The organism is Halobacillus sp. B23F22_1 (assembly GCF_043497005.1).
Lineage (GTDB): Bacteria > Bacillota > Bacilli > Bacillales > Halobacillaceae > Halobacillus_A.
The window spans coordinates 953,677-973,061 of sequence record NZ_JBIEKE010000002.1 but is presented as its reverse complement, the minus strand read 5'-3'; the positions used below and the strand labels follow the sequence as shown (position 1 = coordinate 973,061).

Annotated in this window: 17 protein-coding genes and 1 pseudogene; 9 read left to right on the top strand and 9 right to left on the bottom strand. The window is 41.2% G+C overall.

Annotation, left to right across the window (positions count from 1 at the left end; translation table 11 throughout):
* The first annotated feature begins 4 nt into the window (after nt 1-4).
* Complete coding sequence (locus tag ACGTNH_RS12705; RefSeq protein WP_394587245.1) at nt 5-1,162, top strand: saccharopine dehydrogenase family protein; 1,158 nt, start codon at nt 5-7, stop codon at nt 1,160-1,162.
* A 143-nt stretch (nt 1,163-1,305) separates the two neighbouring features.
* On the opposite strand, the gene ACGTNH_RS12700 is transcribed toward ACGTNH_RS12705, so the two are convergent.
* Both ACGTNH_RS12700 and fdhD read right to left on the bottom strand, forming a co-directional pair.
* Nucleotides 1,306-1,536: a hypothetical protein gene (locus ACGTNH_RS12700; RefSeq protein ID WP_394587244.1), complete on the bottom strand. Its 231-nt coding sequence runs from the start codon at nt 1,534-1,536 to the stop codon at nt 1,306-1,308.
* A 33-nt stretch (nt 1,537-1,569) separates the two neighbouring features.
* The gene (gene fdhD / locus ACGTNH_RS12695; protein ID WP_394587243.1) at nt 1,570-2,364 is read right to left on the bottom strand and encodes a formate dehydrogenase accessory sulfurtransferase FdhD; all 795 of its coding nucleotides are present in this window, start codon (nt 2,362-2,364) and stop codon (nt 1,570-1,572) included.
* Between the two features lie 334 nt (nt 2,365-2,698).
* Here fdhD and ACGTNH_RS12690 point away from each other — a divergent pair, with 334 nt between their 5' ends.
* The 3 genes from ACGTNH_RS12690 (at nt 2,699) to ACGTNH_RS12680 (ending at nt 6,863) form a co-directional block, all read left to right on the top strand.
* The gene (locus ACGTNH_RS12690; RefSeq protein ID WP_394587242.1) at nt 2,699-3,949 is read left to right on the top strand and encodes an L-lactate MFS transporter; all 1,251 of its coding nucleotides are present in this window, start codon (nt 2,699-2,701) and stop codon (nt 3,947-3,949) included.
* Nucleotides 3,950-4,009: 60 nt separating this feature from the next.
* A complete protein-coding gene (locus ACGTNH_RS12685; protein ID WP_394587240.1) occupies nt 4,010-4,375 on the top strand; it encodes a Na-translocating system protein MpsC family protein in 366 nt (121 codons plus the stop codon).
* A gap of 127 nt (nt 4,376-4,502) precedes the next feature.
* On the top strand, nt 4,503-6,863 hold the full coding sequence (locus tag ACGTNH_RS12680; protein WP_394587239.1) for an FdhF/YdeP family oxidoreductase: 2,361 nt from the start codon (nt 4,503-4,505) through the stop codon (nt 6,861-6,863).
* Nucleotides 6,864-6,915: 52 nt separating this feature from the next.
* Here ACGTNH_RS12680 and ACGTNH_RS12675 read toward each other — a convergent pair whose 3' ends face one another.
* Nucleotides 6,916-7,446, bottom strand: coding sequence for a DUF420 domain-containing protein (locus ACGTNH_RS12675; protein WP_394587238.1), 531 nt, complete (start codon nt 7,444-7,446; stop codon nt 6,916-6,918).
* 244 nt (nt 7,447-7,690) lie between these two features.
* Here ACGTNH_RS12675 and ACGTNH_RS12670 point away from each other — a divergent pair, with 244 nt between their 5' ends.
* A complete protein-coding gene (locus ACGTNH_RS12670) occupies nt 7,691-8,596 on the top strand; it encodes a D-alanyl-D-alanine carboxypeptidase family protein (protein ID WP_394587237.1) in 906 nt (301 codons plus the stop codon).
* Between the two features lie 196 nt (nt 8,597-8,792).
* Here the strand turns inward: ACGTNH_RS12670 and rlmN are convergent, their stop codons facing one another.
* The 3 genes from rlmN to ACGTNH_RS12655 form a co-directional block, all read right to left on the bottom strand.
* Nucleotides 8,793-9,878 carry a dual-specificity RNA methyltransferase RlmN gene (gene rlmN / locus ACGTNH_RS12665; protein ID WP_394587236.1) on the bottom strand — a complete coding sequence of 362 codons (1,086 nt, stop codon included), beginning with the start codon at nt 9,876-9,878 and terminating at the stop codon, nt 8,793-8,795.
* A 550-nt stretch (nt 9,879-10,428) separates the two neighbouring features.
* Nucleotides 10,429-10,614, bottom strand: a complete 186-nt coding sequence (locus ACGTNH_RS12660; protein WP_394587235.1) for a small acid-soluble spore protein H — start codon at nt 10,612-10,614, stop codon at nt 10,429-10,431.
* 83 nt (nt 10,615-10,697) lie between these two features.
* A complete protein-coding gene (locus ACGTNH_RS12655; RefSeq protein ID WP_394587234.1) occupies nt 10,698-11,921 on the bottom strand; it encodes an MFS transporter in 1,224 nt (407 codons plus the stop codon).
* Between the two features lie 412 nt (nt 11,922-12,333).
* On the opposite strand from ACGTNH_RS12655, the pseudogene ACGTNH_RS12650 reads away from it, so the two are divergent.
* The 3 genes and pseudogenes from ACGTNH_RS12650 (at nt 12,334) to ACGTNH_RS12640 (ending at nt 16,568) form a co-directional block, all read left to right on the top strand.
* Nucleotides 12,334-13,048 (top strand): annotated as a pseudogene (locus ACGTNH_RS12650) (class I SAM-dependent methyltransferase).
* A gap of 116 nt (nt 13,049-13,164) precedes the next feature.
* Nucleotides 13,165-13,749, top strand: coding sequence for a hypothetical protein (locus ACGTNH_RS12645; RefSeq protein WP_394587232.1), 585 nt, complete (start codon nt 13,165-13,167; stop codon nt 13,747-13,749).
* 86 nt (nt 13,750-13,835) lie between these two features.
* Nucleotides 13,836-16,568: a UPF0182 family membrane protein gene (locus ACGTNH_RS12640; protein WP_394587231.1), complete on the top strand. Its 2,733-nt coding sequence runs from the start codon at nt 13,836-13,838 to the stop codon at nt 16,566-16,568.
* A gap of 797 nt (nt 16,569-17,365) precedes the next feature.
* Here the strand turns inward: ACGTNH_RS12640 and ACGTNH_RS12635 are convergent.
* Together ACGTNH_RS12635 and ACGTNH_RS12630 are read right to left on the bottom strand one after the other, a co-directional pair.
* Nucleotides 17,366-17,860 (bottom strand): L,D-transpeptidase family protein, encoded by a 495-nt coding sequence (locus ACGTNH_RS12635; RefSeq protein WP_394587230.1) that lies wholly within the window; start codon nt 17,858-17,860, stop codon nt 17,366-17,368.
* Nucleotides 17,844-17,993 (bottom strand): hypothetical protein, encoded by a 150-nt coding sequence (locus tag ACGTNH_RS12630; RefSeq protein ID WP_394587229.1) that lies wholly within the window; start codon nt 17,991-17,993, stop codon nt 17,844-17,846. The genes ACGTNH_RS12635 and ACGTNH_RS12630 overlap by 17 nt, the downstream gene beginning before the upstream one ends.
* A gap of 54 nt (nt 17,994-18,047) precedes the next feature.
* On the opposite strand from ACGTNH_RS12630, the gene ACGTNH_RS12625 reads away from it, so the two are divergent.
* Nucleotides 18,048-18,272, top strand: a complete 225-nt coding sequence (locus ACGTNH_RS12625; RefSeq protein ID WP_394587228.1) for an anti-sigma-F factor Fin — start codon at nt 18,048-18,050, stop codon at nt 18,270-18,272.
* 158 nt (nt 18,273-18,430) lie between these two features.
* On the opposite strand, the gene ACGTNH_RS12620 is transcribed toward ACGTNH_RS12625, so the two are convergent.
* On the bottom strand, nt 18,431-19,363 hold the full coding sequence (locus ACGTNH_RS12620) for a nucleoside hydrolase (protein WP_394587227.1): 933 nt from the start codon (nt 19,361-19,363) through the stop codon (nt 18,431-18,433).
* Nucleotides 19,364-19,385: the final 22 nt, after the last annotated feature.

Sequence of the window (19,385 nt, the reverse complement as noted above, 5' to 3'; positions counted from 1 at the left end):
GACTATGAAAGTAGCTGTTCTAGGATCCGGTTTGATGGGAAAAGAGGCGGCCCGGGATTTAGTCCAGAGTAATGGGGTGAAGATGGTCGGGCTAGCTGATTTAGATGTAAAAAGAGCAGAGGCAGTCTGTCAATCGATAAGCTCTTCAAAAATTCAGGCATTCAAAGTGGATGCCGGGAATGAAGTGGAACTAGCCGCATTTTTAAAGTCATATGATGTCGTGATCAATGCTCTATTCTATTCATTTAACGAAATTGTCGCTCAAACGGCGATTAAGGTGGGCGTAAGTTCAGTAGATTTAGGAGGTCACATTGGTCATATTACTGACAGGGTGCTCGATTTGCACAAGAAAGCCAAAGCGGCAGAAGTGACAATTATCCCCGACCTTGGCGTAGCGCCAGGAATGATCAATATACTATCAGGTTACGGTGTGAGTAAACTTGACGAGTTAAACTCTATTCGACTATTTGTCGGGGGAATTCCTGTCCATCCAGAGCCCCCGCTTGAATATAATCACGTGTTTTCGATGGAAGGGCTGATGGACCATTATACAGATCCTTCTACCATTATTCGAGGAGGAAAACTGCAAGAAGTCGACTCATTGAGTGAAGTAGAGCGATTATATTTTGACAGGTTTGGTCCGTTAGAGGCGTTTCACACGTCTGGAGGAACCTCTACACTTTTGAAATCGTATCCATCGATCGATACGCTGGAATATAAAACCATACGTTACCCCGGACATGCTGAAAAAATGAAACTGCTCGTTGATTTAAAGCTGACGAGAAATGACTATGAGGTGGAGATCGACGGGGTTAAAGTGAAGCCACGGGAAGTACTGCTAAAAGCTATTGACCCCATCGTATCTTTAAAGGACAAAGACGATGCCGTGCTTCTTCGTGTCTGTGTAGGCGGTATGAAAGACGGGAAAAACACCACCTATCAGTATGAAATGGTCACATACAAAGACAGGCTCAATCAAGTGACGGCGATGGCACGTGCAACTGCGAATACCATTTCAGTTGTTGCTCAAATGATCGGGCAGCAAGCGATTACAAAAAAAGGGGTATTTCCACCGGAGCAGGCGGTACCTGGAGATCTATATATAGCTGAGATGGCGAAACGAGGCGTCGTCATATCGGAAGAGTTTTTCCGGGAGAAGTAGGAACTTCATAAACAAAAGCAGACCAGAACTCTGTACGGAGTTCTGGTCTGCTTTCTATCGGGTACCAGGTATCGAAATTCACCCTTGGCACTTCGCTCTTTTACGGCTTTTCGGTACCTGGTACCCTTATGAGTCTGTTACCATTATAAATCTACCAATGCTTTAATTTTGCTGTTTCGTTCTTCTTGTTCTTCTACAGAAGATAAATCGTATTTTTTTAATAAATGGAAAAGCTCATTTAATTCCTCTTGAGAAGGACTTCCGTCTAAGAACGAGCTTGATTCAGTATACAGGTTATCAGGCAGGTAATCCTTCTGACTTTCCAGCTTGTTTTTCGTATCTCCCACGGTATGATCGATGTTACATGAACCCACAGGCTGCACCTCCCTCCTTAATAATTTTTGATCTTATGCCAGAATAACTCGTTCAGGATGAGAATAAACGTTAAATGAGCTGCCGCGGATAAAGCCGACGGCTGTAATGTTTAAATCTTCGGCCAGCTGGACAGCTAAATCAGTTGGTGCTGACTTCGATAATACGATACCGACCCCGATCTTGGCGGCTTTCGTTAATACTTCAGAAGAAATTCTCCCGCTGAATACAAGTACTTTATCCTTTACAGAAATATGATTTAATAAACAGTGCCCATAAAGTTTATCAAGCGCGTTGTGTCTGCCAATATCCGTGCGGCCGACAACCATTTCATTACTTGTGCAGATTGCCGCATTGTGTACACCGCCTGTACCTTTAAATACATGGCTTTCTTCCTGCATTTGCCGCATCAGCTTGATGCACTGGTTTGCTGTAAGTTTCGTTTCGGACATTGACGTTTTAGCTGTCTGCACATCATTTTGAAAATAAAATTGACGGCTTTTACCACAGCATGAGCCGATGAACCGTTTCGAAAAGTCACGCTGGTTATGAATGTCTTTTCCTTCAGCTAAATCGATGTAGGCAAACCCTTGTTCCTCATCGATCTTGAAATCTTTTATATCCTTTCGAAAACGGATCACGCCTTCAGAAGCTAAAAAGCCGATAACCATCTCGTCAAGGTGGGCAGGCGTGCATACCATCGTTGCAAACTCTTCCTCATTAACGAATATGGTCATAGGGAATTCAGTGACGATCTCATCTTCTATATCATGAAAGCGTTCTTCTTTAAATCTGATAATTGATTTTTTAACGCTCATTTTTTCGTTCAAGCGAATCACCTCACTTCTCGTCCTAATCAATGCTACCTTACTAAAAAATGAATGAAAAGGAAAGAACGAGGGCTGTGTGAATCATTTTAAAAAAACAATTGAAATTTTTTTCGAAAACAGATACGATCAATAATAGATTCATATATTTGTCACATTTAAAGTGCGAGACAGCGGACCTGTCGTCGACTTAAGTGTTTGTATGTGTAAGCGATTACTTGGTGTTAAAGTAGTGAACCTGCTTAAGCTAAACGTCGTCTCTTTCTTTTGCACGGGGGAAGTTCCTCCGCAGAGGAAAGGGATCGGCGTTTTTTTATTGGAAAAAGGAGTGGATGAAATGGAAAAAACTAAAAATCGGTGGTTGATTGCTTTGTCTGCGGTAGGCATTCATCTGTCGATAGGTTCGGTTTACGCATGGAGTGTGTTTACAAACCCATTGATTGATCAGTACGGATGGAGCCTCAGCTACGTATCGCTGACATTCAGTATAGCGATTTTGTTTTTAGGCTTATCGGCTGCTTTTATGGGACACTTTGTAGAAAAGCACGGGCCGCGACGGTCGGGAATCGTATCAGCTGCTTTTTTTGGTATCGGAATGATGGCGTCTGGCGGAGCTGCAGCGCTTGAATCAATTTGGCTTCTTTATGTTACATACGGAGTGTTAGCAGGTATTGGTCTTGGTATAGGATATATTACTCCGGTTTCGACACTCATTAAATGGTTTCCGGACCGCCGGGGACTAGCTACAGGATTAGCCATTATGGGTTTTGGTTTCTCAGCTATGATCGCAAGCCCGATTATGGCCGGCTTAATAGAATCCGTGGGAATTCCTTTCACATTTTTAATTTTAGGTATCGTTTATTTTGTAATTATGATGGCTTCTGCTCTTTATCTTGAACGGCCTCCAGTGGGTTATATGGAAGACTTTATGGAAGAGAAAAAGAAAGTCCCCGATCTATCTCAGTTAACAGCAAATGAAGCAGTGAAAACGAGAAGATTCTGGCTGTTATGGGTGATGCTCTTCATTAATATTACATGCGGGATTGCTATTTTATCGGTGGCTTCCCCGATTGCTCAGGAAATAGCTGGACTTTCGGCAGGGGCTGCAGCCACAATGGTCGGGCTCATGGGCTTTTTCAACGGAGCAGGAAGAATTGCGTGGGCATCGGTTTCAGATTATTTGGGGCGGCCTAATGTGTATACGATGTTCTTTTTCATTCAAATTGTTGCTTTCTTTGCATTGCCTGGCATTACACATGCTTTACTGTTCCAGGCGGTATTATTCTTAATTATTTCTTGCTATGGCGGCGGATTTGCATCTGTCCCGGCGTATATAGGGGATTTATTCGGTACGAAGCAGTTAGGAGCCATCCATGGTTATATTTTAACAGCGTGGGCAGCCGCAGGATTAGTCGGACCTCTGCTCGTTTCCTGGATCCGGGGGGCTACAGAGAGCTACGTATTAACTCTATCTATTTTTGGAATAACATTAATTGCTGCTCTGCTTGTTTCCCTATGGATCCGGGTGGACATGAAACAGCTCAAGCAAAGGAGCGAACAACAGGCGGTTCAGAAGTTGTCTAGTTGACTTTTTATGGATACACTTATAATCTTTTAATAAATAAACAAGAAAAAAGGTTGAACAGCTATGAATAAATACGAAGCGGAATTTAGTAATCTCGTAAAATCTTTTCGGAAAAAGCATATGGGTAAAGGGCCAAGGAAAATTAGCACGACGTTTTGTAAGAACTGGGCGATTTGTGAAATGGAGGGCAATTTATCTCCAGTAGAGAAGTTTATCGCAAACGGTCAAGATGGAAAGCAGATGCTGCGTGCTGCACGCACTGAAATGGTGAAGGAAATGTATCGTAACAATCATCCTGTCGAGATGGAGGAATTTCTTCAAAGTGAGTTTGTAGATCTTTTCGTAGATATTGACATAGAAAAAGATTTTGGGATGTCCATCTTTGTGTTTAACGATGACATCGAACAAAAGTTTTCAACAATGAAATAAGCGGTTTGGCACTTCGCAGCGATCCTGCTAAAGACTTAACCACCGGCACAAGCTCTTCGCACCATTATGTGATGGGTTGTACGGTGGTTTTTTTATGGAGAGAAATCTTGAAGGAGGTTATCAAGTCATGGGACAAACAAAACATAACGGCCCTATAAAAAAAGCTAAAATGCCGGCACCTAAGCATTGGGTAAGCCCAATACCTTTTGGGTTAGGCAAAATTAAACCCAAACATATCCGCGATACGATGAAGGTGGCATGGGACAATAAAGATAATATCGGGTATGCCAAAAACATTATTACAAAAGGAGTATGTGATGGGTGTGCTTTAGGCGTATCAGGTCTTTACGATCAAACGTTAACCGGGCCGCATATTTGTACCACACGATTAAACGTGCTTCGTTTAAATACAATGCCGGCGATCAATAAAGAAATTCTGCATTCCGATATTGAGGAACTGCGAAAGTATTCCAGTACTGAATTAAGAGAGCTGGGGCGGATTCCTTACCCGATGATACGCCGAAAAGGAGATAGAAAATTCTCGCGTCTTACGTGGGAAGATGCTATGGATATGATTGCAGATAAAATGAAACAGCTTAACCCAAAGCAGTACAGCTTTTACTTAACTTCGAGAGGCATTACTAATGAATCCTATTACGTCGCTGCTAAAGTTTCTCGATTTCTAGGCACGAATCACGTGGATAACGCTTCCCGTATTTGTCATTCCCCTAGTAAAACAGCACTCAAGCGTTCCGTTGGAGTTGGTGCATCCACGGCTAATTATCAGGACTGGATCGGTACGGACGTATTGTTATTCTGGGGAAGCGTAGCATCGAATAGTTCACCGGTTTCTACAAAGTACATGCTTGAAGCAAAGAAAAAAGGGACGAAAATTATCGTTATTAATCCTTATCGAGAACCAGCTATGGATAAATATTGGATTCCATCGAATACAGAATCAGCGTTGTTCGGAACAAAAGTGGCCGATGATTTTTATCAAATTAACATCGGCGGGGATATTGCTTTTATGCACGGAATTATGAAACATTGGTTTGACATGGAAGCAGACGAGTATGGTTCTGCGGTTAATCATGCATTTGTTGAGCAGCACGTCAACGGGCTTGATGAATTAAGACAAAATGTAAGTGATCAATCCTGGGAAGAAATCACTTTTTCTTCAGGGGTGACGAAGGAACGGATCATTGAGCTGGCAGAATTGCTGGCAAACAGCAAGAATGCTGTCTTTGCCTGGGCTTTAGGATTAACAATGCATTCATTTGCTACAGATAACATCTCCCAAGTGGCCAATCTTGCTTTATTACGTGGATTTTTGGGTCGAAAATACAGCGGGCTTATGCCGTTTCGCGGGCATTCAAGTGTGCAGGGAAGCGGAGAAATGGGAGCAGATCCATTCGTACTGCCAGGCGGAGACTTTAAAGGAGAGAACATAAAACGGATGGAAGACCTTTGGGGATTTGAACTGCCTAAATGGCAGGGAGATGTGGTAGGCGTAACTCTTGAAAATATTCTTCTCCCTGAAAATCATGAACGAAAGATCAAGCTTTATTACTTATCTGGCGGAAACTTTTTGGAAACAATGCCAGATCCGGATTATGTCGAAAAAGCGCTCTCGGCATTAGATATCCGTGTTCATCAGGATATTATCTTGAATACTTCAACCCTGGTAGATGCCAAAGAAGCAGTGATCGTTTTGCCGGCTAAAACGCGTTATGAACAAGAAGGAGGAGGAACTTCCACTTCTACTGAACGAATGGTGTACTTTTCCCCGGAAATTGAAGGAAATAAGAATCAAATCGAAGAAGCGCGGGCCGAGTGGAAGATTTATATTGACCTTGCTAAACGTGTTAAGCCAGAGACGGCGCATTTAGTAGAATTTAAAGATGGCCAGGCGATTCGGGAGGAAATCGCTAAAGCAAACCCAAGCTATGAAGGTGTGCAGCACTTGAAAAAACAAGGTGATGTCTTTCAATGGGGCGGTGCTTGGCTGTGCGAAGGTGGAATTTGTCCGACACCAGATGGGAGAGGAAACTTAATTCCAGTAGACATTCCTGACTTACAGAAGAAGCCGGGTGATTTTTATCTGACCACACGACGCGGTAAACAATTCAACTCCATGGTTTACAAAGAAACCGATCCGTTAAACGGGGCTGAGCGTTATGATGTTCTGATCAATCCAGAGGATGCCCGTGACTTAAGAATTGAAAATGAAGAAGCCATCGTTTTATACAATCAGTATGGCATTTTTCAAGGTCGGGCGAAGATTGATCAAATCGCAAGCGGCAATCTTGGCGTTCATTTTCCAGAAGGGAATTTTCTTTTACCGAAAGGCCGTTATGAAAAATTCTCCAAAATTCCGGACTATAACGTTGGAGTGAAAGTAGAGAAAGCTGAGAAATTCAATGCGAGAAAAGATACACAGTACCTTGAAAAACGGATTGATGATTTGGAAGACACCCCTGGAGCGTGAAAAACCTCGCCTGGAATGATATTCCAGGCGAGGTTTTTTCGTTAGAAGGGCCTTAATAGTACGGTGAGATCATCAAATAGACGATTACACCAGTCAAGCTCACATACAGCCAAAGCGGCATTGTCCAACGTGCAATCTTTCGGTGTTTATCCACCTTCATGGCTAACCCGCGGAACAGCGTTAGTAATGCCAGAGGTACAATGACCGCAGCAAGAACAATGTGAGTGATCAGGATGAAATAATAAACTGCCGCAACGAAGCCTTCTCCTCCAAACGACGTAGACGAAGACATCGAATGATACGTCAAATAAGAGATGAGAAACAAAGCAGTTGTTGTAAAAGCTGCAAAAATAAATCGTTTATGCCACGTAATATTTTTGCGGAGAATCATAAATAAGGCAGCTGACAAAAACACAAACGTAAACGAGTTCAATATGGCATTGAGTAGAGGAAGCAGATGAATATCAAAGCTTGTCCCCCCCTCAATTTCAGGGATGAAAAGCAAGGTAACAACAATGGCATTTATTGCAATAGAAAGCCCGATCACCCAGGGCACGTAGTTAAAATTTTTATTAATCTGCACAAACTTTCACCTTCTTTTTCTGTAGTGGTTCAAGCCTAGTATAGCTGAAAAACTTCGTAAATTCATTAGCTTTGAGAACGGAGCAGTGACGAATTTGTTAAATTTAATATTACAATTCTTTTAAAATTAGTAATTACCAAAATATAAAACTCGACAAAAACCCCCTTTTTGCGACATAATTCTAAATAGAGAAAAAAAGAGTATGAAGACGACTGACTTGACCAAAAGGGAGTGAGAGAACATTTTGTTTGTTAGACAATCTGTAATAATCATAATGATCAGCTTTTTGCTGGCTTCCACTCAGACGATTACCGCTTCAGGAGAGACTACTACAGAGCCCCCTGAACTATTAAGCGAAGCAGCCATCGTCATCGATGAGGAATCTGGATTGACTTTATTTGAAAAAAGCGCAGACCGCCAAATGTATCCCGCAAGTTTAACTAAAATGGCTACAGCCATCTATGCGATTGAAAAAGGTCAATTAGATGATAAAGTGACGGTTAGTGAAGAAGCCACCAATGTGGAAGGCACGCGAGTCTACTTAGAGGAAGGAGAAGAAGTTTCTCTTAAGAAACTCGTCCAAGGGCTATTAATTAATTCCGGAAATGACGCCGGGACTGCTATCGCGGAGCATATGGCTGGAAGTGAGGAACGCTTTGCAAAAGAATTGACGACTTATTTAGAAGACGAAGTAGGATTAGAGAACACCAACTTTACAAATCCGCATGGTTTATATGATGAACACCATATGACAACAGCAAGAGATTTAGCAAAGTTAACAAAATATGCACTGAAAAATAAAGAGTTCAAGGAATACTTTGGTACGAAAGAGTTACAGTGGGAAGGAGAATCATGGGAAACTACCATTATGTCCCACCACAAGTTGTTATTAGATAAAAATTCCTCCGACGTCACAGGAGGGAAAACAGGCTATGTTGATCAATCGGGTACTACACTAGCCACTTCTGCGAGTAAAAATGGACGAGAAGTGATTGTCATCACGTTAAAGAGTGAAGCTCAAAACATCGCATACACAGAGACACGACAATTAATAGACTATGCTTTTGAGAACTTTCAAATGCCAGATCAGCATAAAGATTATTTATATATGAAGTATTCCAAAATATTAAATGTCCTGCACCCTTCTTAAAAGGGCATTCCAGGCGGGAGTGAAACTGAATAATGTGTATAATAAACCGAACGATTCTACTGAGAGTCGTTCGGTTTATTTATGTAAAAACGAAGGTACGTCCTCGATCCGTCAAAATAATACCATGAAAAAAAGCACATAAGATATGAAAAGTCTTAGATAAATAAGAAAGCACAAGGCAATATGCCTCATGCTTTTAGTTCTCTTGCAGTATTTTCTTTTTACGTGCTTTTTCTTTTTCAATTTGTTTACTTCTCAATTGTCCGCATGCAGCATCGATATCAGTACCGTGTTCCGTACGAACACCACACTTAATGCCGCGGTCCATTAACGTTTGGTAGAACGTAAGAATGGACTCTTTCTCACTTCGTTCATAAGGGTTGTCTGCCACGGGGTTGTACGGAATTAAGTTCACGTAGGATAAATGGCGTTTATCCTTAAGGAGATCCGCAAGTTCTTCCGCTTCTTTCTTATGGTCATTCACATCTTTTAGTAAAATATATTCAAACGTGATCCGTCTGTTTGTTTTTTCTAAATAGTAATCGATCGCAGGCATCAGCTTTTCTAATGGATATGCGCGATTAATTTTCATGATTTGTGTACGAAGTTTATTGTTTGGCGCATGGATCGACAGGGCAAGGTTAATTTGGATCCCCTCATCAGCAAATTCGTACATTTTTGGTGCGATGCCGCTTGTAGAAACGGTAATGTGACGAGCACCAATAGATAATCCTTTTTGATCATTCACGACTTTAAGGAAGTCAATTAAGTTTTCATAATTATCGAATGGCTCACCAATGCCCATTACAACAATATGGCTGACCCGCTCATCTTTTCCCTGCTGGTCAAGGTGCTGCTGCACTTGCATGATTTGCTCAACAATTTCTCCGCTTGATAAGTCGCGGTTCTTACGCAGCACACCGCTGGCGCAGAATGAACAGCCGATATTACAGCCTACCTGCGTCGTTACACAAACGGAAAGTCCATAGTTAAAGCGCATCAATACGGTTTCAATGACGTTGCCATCATGTAATTTGAATAGAAATTTAACCGTTCCGTCTTTCGATTCTTGCTTAATTTCTTCGTTGAGCGTTTCGATCGTAAAGTGTTCCTTAAGAAGATCGATGCAGGATTGGTTAACATTCTTCATTTGTGAAAAGTCCGTAATCCGTTTTTGGTAAAGCCAGTCCCATACTTGCTTTGAACGGAACTTCTTCTCACCGTGCTCCAAAATCCAGTCTGTCAGTTGTTCAAAGGTCAATCCGTAAATGGATCGTTTCATAGATACGCTCCTCTTTAAAAAAAATCACTATTCCCATCATAATGGATTTGTAATCAAGAAACAAGCCTTAATATGTTTTCTCTATAGTAAAACTAAATCTTGAGGCGAAACCCATGTCTAAAATGGTATGAATTAAGTGGAACTTCGGCTAGCGCTGGACGTCCCTTCGAACGCTCAGCAGCATCAGATTTACCTAAAACTCATTCGTTTGTTAAAAATTATGCTCCTCACAGCTAATGTGAAATAAACCGATAAACGTAGGAAGGAATAGAAGATACATACCTGTTAAAAGATAAAAAGCGGCCTGCGTGGAAGTAATTTTCACGCAGGCCGCTTTTTAAATTCTATCTTTCAAGGGTCTTTTTATCAATGGACTCCAAAATACTTCTCCTGCCAAGAGCACGGCCACACACTCCCCAGAAAGCAAAGACCACTTTCCCGAAGGATCTTCAACTCGAGCTGTTCCTACACGAATCTTCGCACTTTGACTCCTGATCATCTGTGATTAAACTTATGTTAGTTCTATAACATCACTGCTTTACTCTTCTGTTTACTGAAATTGTTCTTGTATTTCGGATAAAGATACTTCGAGCTCATTCTCTGGATTATTCAACGTGTAAATTCTTGCTGTTTGTTTTTCCTCATCGACATGTTGAATGTAGATGGGGGCATTATTGAACGTTACGTTTGCCATGACGGGGGAAGCTGCAATCTCTTGGGCGCGTTGTATGTTCAAGGTAAGGACCTCCTTTTTGATTAACGTGTGCAGGAGGGCCTTCATCTATTCAGCCCAGTATTTACTGCTTCCTCTTATTTCTCTTAATTTTCTTGCTTTTCCTGCCTGCGGCGCTTTTGACGATAGCCATAAGTAGCATTGAGAATCGTTTCTTCACTTTCAAGTCCGGCACCTAAAGAGCCTGCTAAAGTAGCAACCGAACTGGCAAGCCAGGCCAGTAAAATGTAAGTGATAACCCCCGGGGAATGACCTAAAGTCTGTTCAAGTATGTTTCCTGGAACAAAAAGAATAACTGCTAAAAGAAAAAGTACGAAAATAACGAGATAGTAAAACAGTACGGCGACTGATAAAGTGAGCAGGGTAGCTGAATTATAAAGGGTTACTAAATACTTCGAACTCTCACTGTTTTGTTTTTCCCATAAATTATGGGCCACAATAATCCAGACGACCATCGCGATCATAGCTGTGATCATTAAAGCGATAAATCGTAAAATACTGTACCCATCACTAAGCTGCCAAAGTGTTGGGAAAATAAGTCCATAAGAACCAGTCGCAAAGGCAACTGCAATAACACTTTTGAATGAAGAAAATATGGTCCAGGGACTATTAGCTAATGCCATTCCCGAAAGAAGTCTTATGCGTCCTGTAGATTTATGCTTATTGTAAAAACGAACGCCATTATCATCTTCGTCTTCACTAAAATGCGTTTTCTCTATAGGAGACAGTCGTTCGGTCAGACTTTTCCCTACGAGACGGTCGGTCTCACGCTGTTTACGCATCTGGCTTCGTGTTTTCTTTTCTTCCTCTTTATTATCTTCAGGAGCTGGACTTCCATAATGAATCTCACTTGTAAGTTGAAAAATGGATTCACGCAGACGGCGCTGCAATGGAAATGCTCCCAGAGAAGGGAACGAAATGAAGCCCGTCTTTCGTTCATTACTAGCTTCAGCAACCACCATACGGCCTTTTGAAACAATGGGAAGGTCGGTGATGCAGATAGCATAATCCCAATTATGGTCTTCTTTAAATTCATTGGTTTTTTCCATGATTTCCTCTGCATCTTCTGTTCCGCCAGTCAGAGGATCGGTCAGTACTTTAATCTCCCATTCAATATGCTCATCAATGTGATCATTTAACAAATTTGGAAGGTTATCCGCAAGCTTGTAGGCGAATTTCTCTGCCAATTCGGGTGCAGGGACCAGGCCTAATATAATCGTTTTCTCATCTTTAGGTGAACTCTCATCTTCTGTATAGGTTTTTTCGTGTTCTTCATTATGAGGATGAGTAGTAGATTGTTGAGTAGACAAGAGCTTTTCCTCCTTTTGCTGGCATATTTCGTTTTAGTATGAGGCTAAACCTATATCATTCATACCCCTTTTGTAAACAATCAACACACCTTTTTTAAAAAATGATACTTCTAATAAGAATTACTTCACATTGGCATATTTTTAATATTCCTGTAAACCTTTGGGGTCCTCAGCTCGAAGCCGAATTGCGGTAAGGGTTTTAAGTTAGCAATATAAATGGCGAGTTGGGTAATACCAAAAGATGCAGTTGGCTTTAAAGGAATTTCAACACGCAGAGTAGAAGTAAATGTATAGAGAATCAACTAGTAATAAAAAGATGAGCGGATCCGGAACTTCATATTTAAGCTGTTTAAGTAAGCCGCTTAAGATGAAGGATTTTATATATTATAAAAAAAGATAGGAGTTCATTCAAATGACAATAATTAATCACAATCGCTCAGCCTGGGATAAAAAAGTAAAAGATCAAGCAACCTACACAATGCCTGTCTCTGAAGATATTGTTGAAAAAGCAAAAAGAGGAGCTTGGGAAATTACGGTAACTACTGAGAAAATTGTGCCTAGAGAATGGTTTCCTGCTTCATTAGAAGGAGTGAAAGTTCTTTGTTTAGCCTCAGGTGGAGGACAGCAGGGGCCGATATTGGCAGCAGCTGGCGCTGAGGTAGTAGTCGTGGATATTTCAGAAGCTCAGCTGGAGCAGGATAAATATGTAGCAAATAGAGATGGATTATCAATTGAAACTATTCAAGGGGACATGAGCGATCTTCACTTTTTTGAGAATGAAGCGTTTGATCTAATTGTCCATCCCGTCTCGAACTTATTTGTGGAACAAATTTTACCAGTGTGGAAGGAAACCTATCGCGTGCGTGTTAAAACCAAATGGCACACTTATTTCAGGGTTTACGAATCCTCTTTTATTTATCTTTGATGAAGAAGAAGAGCTGAAAGGTAATCTAGTGGTTAAACATTCTGTCCCTTCTTCAAGTTTAACAGGTTTAACCGATAAAGAAGTGGAGGCTGGATTTGTGATTACTGGTTTTTATGAAGATGATTTTGGCGGGAACCGGCCGCTTGACCCATTTATTAATACCTTTATGGTAACAAAAGCTGTAAAACTAAAGGATAGTTAATGAAACAGATGACAGTTACATAAATTTTATTGAAGACGTGTTTTAAAAACAGACAAGGAGTTGATGAAAAAATTATTGTAGAAAACAAAAGAAAGGTTTATCTAGGTTTAATCTTTTTGCTTGCCGCAATGTTTATTAATTTTCCATACCCTCATGAACGGTCTAATGTACTTTTTGAAAATGAGACCATGAATTTCTTAGCCCTTATACCGCTGGTACTGCTTATAGTAGGTGTAGTTATCCTGATACAGGCGTTTAATAAATACAAGGTACGTATGATTCTTCTTATTCTAATTATTTCAAGTTTCGTTCCTTCTCTAACGATTTTAGGTGTACAGCATACGGTAGCTTCTGGTATATATGCGGTCTCTTATGACAAGGAGAATAGTGAGTGCTCGTATGAAATGATTGATTCGACCACGCTGGAAACGGAATGTGAGTTGAACTTTGAAAACCACAGTCAGGAAGAGGTGGATTTTGAATTGGAATTTCAGCCTGAAAGGTATGAGGGCTTTCCTGTAGATGTTTTTACATTATTGAATAAGGCAGGTCCTCATCATATATCCCTTGAAGCGGGGGAAAAAGAAACGATTTGGGTAAAAGAAATGTTTTCACTGCCGTCTCGGACAGATCATTTTGGAGGGCAGAGTTCATTAATGGATGTAAATATAAAATCAGGTGAACGTGAAAGAAGGTTATGAATTATAACAAACCGGCTCAAAAAATGAAACAAAAGCATCGTTCATTCGTATAGAAGTAGAGAGAATGAACGCAGAGGAGGAGAAGATTGGATAAACAAACAAGAAACATCAACCCAGAAGCAGCTAGAAAGATGAAAAAGTTGGGCTCGTTCATCGGTAAGTTAATCGGTGTTTTATTGGTCCTGGCTTTCATCGGCTGGCTGTCCGTCTACTGGATTACAGATTACATATGGATGGATACGCACGGTTTTAAAGATGTGTATATTACGATATTAGGAAGTAAAGTGCTGCTAGGTTTAATAGGCTTTTTCTTGTTTTTTATCAGCACGTATTTTACGTTGTCCTGGATTAGAAAAGCTTATATGACTCATTTTACCCCGACTCAGCTGCCCGCTTTTATCCGTGAGAAAAAATGGAGCCGGCTGACCGTCGCTGGTCTTGCGATCTTTGTAGGGCTGGTAGGGAGCAGCATCGTGCAGGGTGTAGGGTGGGAGCTGTGGTTAAAATTTCTTAACCATGCCTCGTTCGGACAAACGGATCCGCACTTTTCCATGGACCTTTCCTTTTACATGTTCCAACTGCCATTCCTGCAGTTTGCTGTTTTCACACTTTTAGGATTAGCGATCTTTTTGCTGCTTGTTGAAATGGGTTTTTATTCTACCTTTCATATGTACCGCCGCAGCCGGCTCGCTCAGGTTCATATGGGGGCCACAGTAGGGGTTATTGGACTGTTGCTGGCTGCCTCCCATTTGCTTGAACCTTACGAAACGCTGCTGACGAATCAAGTCAACATGGTGCAGGAGAGTGTTGTGCACGGATTAAGTTATACAGATTCGATCGTTAATATCCCTGCTTCTTATGTTATGGCAGGTACAGCGGTCATCGGTGCGATTTGGATGATTATTTCACTAATTCGTGGGAACTTAAAATCTATGCTCATTCCGGTAATTGCTTATTTCGGGATTGCGATTATAGCGCAAGGGGCGTCGATCGTTGTACAAAATTACGTCGTATCCCCAAATGAATTTTCAAAAGAAAGTCCTTATCTTCAGCATAATCTGGATTTTACGCGCGCCGCTTATGAGCTGGAAGATATTGATGAACGGGAGCATCCTGGGAATCAATCACTTGATGAAGCGATGACTGAACGAAATGAATTAACCATTAATAACGTAAGAATAAATGATGCGCGTCCTATTCTGGACATTTACAATCAATTGCAGACATTTCGAACATACTATCAGTTCAACGATATAGATGTGGACCGATATGAAGTGGATGGAGAGTACCAGCAGGTTTTCCTCGGGGCAAGAGAACTGAATACTTCTGATCTGCCCTCCCAATCTAAAACGTGGGTGAACCAAAATTTAAGGTATACACACGGGTACGGCGTCGCGATGAGTGATGTGAATGAAATTACTTCTCAGGGTCAGCCGGAGTACATGCTGCAGAATTTACCGCCTGAAGGAGATATAGATATTACCCGGCCTGAAATTTACTTTGGCGAAGAAAACTCTCGTAATGTCATCGTCAATAGTGAAGTAGATGAATTTGATTATCCAGCAGGCGATGAAAATATGTCTACACGCTATGAAGCGGACACGGGAATACCGTTATCTGGCATCAATCGTTTGTTGTTCTCAATCAATGAAGGATCTTTTCGTATGTTCGTGTCAGATCAACTTTCTAGTGACAGTCAGTTTTTAGAAACACGTAACATTATGGATCGCGTGGAAAGAATCGCGCCGTTCTTTGAATATGATGAAGATCCATATATTTTCGTGCGAGAAGACGGCAGTTTAGCCTGGATGCTTGATGCCTACTTAACAGCGGAACGTTATCCTTACTCAGAACCGTATGAAGGGGATAACAGCTATATTCGAAACTCTGTTAAGGTGGAAATTGATGCCTATACGGGTGAAGTTAACTTTTATGCTGTAGATCCAGAAGATCCTTTACTGCAAACGTACGACCTCATGTTTCCTGAGCTGTTTACAGAGGAAATTCCAGAAGATGTGCAAGCTCACTTCCGTTACCCGATCGATTTATTTAAAATTCAAGCAGATATGTACGGAACGTATCATATGACCAACCTGGAAGTTTTCTATAACCGTGAAGATTACTGGCAGTTTCCAACTGAAAAATATTTTAACGAAGATATAGAAATGGAACCATATTATATTACGATGCAGCTTCCTGAATATGATGAGGAAGAATTTGTGTTAATGGTTCCTTACACACCGAGAAACCGACAAAATATGGTTGCCTGGATGGGCGTTCGAAATGATGGGGGAAATTATGGAGAAACGTTCGTCTATCAATTCCCGAAACAGCGTAACGTGTATGGACCTCAACAAATTGAGAACCGTATTAACCAGGACAGCACAATTTCTCAGCAGCTGAACTTGTGGTCTCAAGGCGGCTCAGAAGTGATTCGCGGCAACCTGCTTGCGATTCCGGTTGAAGATACCGTAATGTACGCGGAGCCGATCTATATTGAATCTTCTAATGAGACCTCATTACCTGAAGTGAAGCAGGTGATTCTTGCTTACGGTGATGAAATTGTTATGGAGCCGACGTTTGATCAAGCGCTCGAGCGGATGCTCAGTTTAATTGATCCGGACGTGGAAGTTGATGAAGATGAACTAGAAGAAGAAGCACCACCTGAGAGTGGGGAAGCGATTCAAGAGTCCGAAGAGATTTTACAAGAAATTTCAGGATTATTCGAGCAGTATCAAAGTGCTCTTTCCAGTGGTAATTGGGAAGAAGCTGGTTCTATTATGGCTGAGATTGAAGACCGTTTAGCAGAAAATGAATAAGCAGCAGGAGGCTGAATAACTCACAAAATAATCCGAACGATTTTATTGAAATCAGTTCGGATTATTTATGTGACAAAAAAGGATTTTAACCATCGTTTCTTTTATACACGGATTTCCAAGGGAGTTTTGATTCCCGGTGTTCCCTCAGGATCGTGCGCAGTTTGACTTCGATAATACCCTGCGTGTCCGATTCTATTGTTAGTATTTAAAATAAGAGAGGAGAAGTTGATATTAATGGAATTTTTCATGGTGGGTATAACACTCCTGCTCATCACTGCAGCGATTATTTTTATTTATAAGAAAAGAAAAAGCGTGAATGCAAAAGGCGGACCGAGAAGTTACGTGGCCCCGGCGTCTTTTTGTCCATCCCTATCCTCTCATTACTCGCTTACTTATTTGATTTTGTTGGGTTAATCAGTTGGGTGCTCATTTTTGTGTTATTTTTCGTAGCCGCTTATTATACGAAATACTTGCCTCGTCCTGAGTAAGCAGACACATCTATCAATACGATTGATGCCGGAGCACATTATAAAGGCATAAATCATAAAAACATCCGAATGGTTTTAAGAAAACCGTTCAGATGTTTTTATGAAAGCGAATGTACTCCGCTCGGTCAAATTGTAGGGCACGACCTCAGTAGCCTCGGAAGCAAAGAACGCTTCCCTGAAGGAGTGTCGATTCATGCTGTTCCCCCAGGAATCTTCGGTATAATGTTGAGTTAGTTATTCTCTCATTTACTTAGAAAGGTTGTGAGAACGAAATTATAAATCATTAACCCTAAACCGTTTTGGCTTTTTCTAGGGGTGTATGGATACTCGTGTTCCAATTGGAATCGTTTGGGCTAATTCTTCAACATCCTCATTATACATACGTACACAACCGAGGGATACAGCTTTTCCGATGGAGCTGGGATCATTTGTCCCATGAATTCCGTAGTACTGCTTCGACAAACTCATCCACATCGTTCCATAAGGTCCTCCTGGGTCAGGTGCTTTGTTAATAATGACAAAATCTCCGACAGGTGTACCATGAAGCATGCGGCCAACCGCAATTGGATACTGCTTCACAACTGCTCCATCTTTAAGCAGCTTAAGCTGACGGTTATTAATAGAAATATCAATCGTATAAGGAAGAGTGTCTGGTTCTGGAAGACCGGGGATGGTGATCGTTTGACCTGGATAAATCATGTCTGGGTCAATTGTAGGATTTGCTTGAATAAGTAAGGGAAGAGGAGTGCGGTAGTCCCTTGATATTTGGGATAATGTTTCTCCCGTTTTAATAGTGTGAATCATTTTCATGTACCTCCATATGTGAAATCATACGGTCATCGAAAATCATTAGAGCTAATACGCTGACGATATTAAAAACCGCTGCTAATATCACTTTTGCGCTGATCAACAAATGAACTTTTCGTCGAATGTGCATAACTGGATTTCATCTCGAACAAACTAGCATCAACACCTCTCGAGGAGGAACGAGATGAAAATTAAATATTACTGCCGTCAATGTAATCGGCAAGTAGGCGAACTGGATGCAAAACAATCGGATGTTTCTCAACTGGGATCTGATGTTCTAAATGATGCGGATGAGGCGCAAACCGTTCAAATGGAAGGGGAACATGGTTTGGCGATTCGTACCATTTGCGATAATTGTAAAGAAGCAGAACGATCTTCCGTACGTTATGACCCTAATATTTTCAGTTAGAAAGGAACGTCCTTACGATTTAAACGTAAGGGCGTTATTTATTTAAAGCCAATCATGCCTCTTCTCGACTCCCCAAAATCGTTTTGATCACTACCTATAAAATTTTATTCGTACTGTTATCTTATACGGTAATGGTGTACTTTGTTCTCGTATCATTATTAACTCATTATTTTGATGAAATCTTTTACAAAAAAAGATGAATCAAAATCCACGACAATCGTATGGATAGGATCCTTATCTAAAGTTTTAGGGTTAGGACGAAAATCGGCATGTGTTAATCCCCTCGAAGGACCATCTACTGTGACATGTACTTGCCGATTCACAGTAAAATACCGATCTGGATTTAACAAATAGGAAAAAAGAGTAACATCATGCAGCGGGGCGCCATTGATTCCGGGCATAATAGTTTCATACTGCTTACTGTAATAGCTCATAATTGGTTCTAAAATAGGAGTGTAAGGAGAACTGGAGTTCTGTGCAAGGTAATCAATAACCTCGTTGGTAATAATAGCGCGGTTGCTTACATTTAGAGGGATAAAGGTTAAATTACGTCCATGCTTTGCAACAACTTTGGCGGCTTGAGGATCGCCGTAAACATTGGCCTCGGCTAGGGGTGTAACGTTGCCTGGTACGTGAAAAGCTCCCCCCATAATGAGCACTTGATCCACTTGATCCAAATTATTTTCAGGATGTAAATACATAAGAGCTAGAGTACTTAGGCGGGAGAGATTGGCAAGAGTAAGATCTTTACCGTGCTCATCTATCAATTCATATACTTTTGTAAGGGGATACACCTTTATGGAAGCGGGAGAGTCAGGAATGAGTCCGCCCAGGCCATAATTACCGTGTACATCGTAAAAATATTGAGGCTCTTCCCCGGTTAACGGTCTGTCGGCACCGAGAATTATCGGGATCTCCTCCAGATCTGCAAGATCCAGTAAAAGCTTTGTATTGCGTACAGTATCTTGTTGACTAACATTTCCATAGCCCGACACAATTCCTACCACTTCTATTTCAGGATGCCGGAGAGCATACATTATAGCAAAGGCATCATCTACACCAGGATCACCAATAATCAAGACTTTTTTCATGAAAAAGCCTCCTTCTAGCAGT

What these genes read in the sequence shown, in the direction of transcription:
- ACGTNH_RS12685 (WP_394587240.1), top strand. Translation starts at nt 4,010, where the DNA reads ATGAATAAATACGAAGCGGAATTTAGTAATCTCGTAAAATCTTTTCGG.
- ACGTNH_RS12630 (WP_394587229.1), bottom strand. Translation starts at nt 17,993, where the DNA reads ATGCACATTCGACGAAAAGTTCATTTGTTGATCAGCGCAAAAGTGATA.
- rlmN (WP_394587236.1), bottom strand. Translation starts at nt 9,878, where the DNA reads ATGAAACGATCCATTTACGGATTGACCTTTGAACAACTGACAGACTGG.
- ACGTNH_RS12690 (WP_394587242.1), top strand. Translation starts at nt 2,699, where the DNA reads ATGGAAAAAACTAAAAATCGGTGGTTGATTGCTTTGTCTGCGGTAGGC.
- ACGTNH_RS12635 (WP_394587230.1), bottom strand. Translation starts at nt 17,860, where the DNA reads ATGATTCACACTATTAAAACGGGAGAAACATTATCCCAAATATCAAGG.
- ACGTNH_RS12705 (WP_394587245.1), top strand. Translation starts at nt 5, where the DNA reads ATGAAAGTAGCTGTTCTAGGATCCGGTTTGATGGGAAAAGAGGCGGCC.
- ACGTNH_RS12625 (WP_394587228.1), top strand. Translation starts at nt 18,048, where the DNA reads ATGAAAATTAAATATTACTGCCGTCAATGTAATCGGCAAGTAGGCGAA.
- ACGTNH_RS12680 (WP_394587239.1), top strand. Translation starts at nt 4,503, where the DNA reads ATGGGACAAACAAAACATAACGGCCCTATAAAAAAAGCTAAAATGCCG.
- ACGTNH_RS12620 (WP_394587227.1), bottom strand. Translation starts at nt 19,363, where the DNA reads ATGAAAAAAGTCTTGATTATTGGTGATCCTGGTGTAGATGATGCCTTT.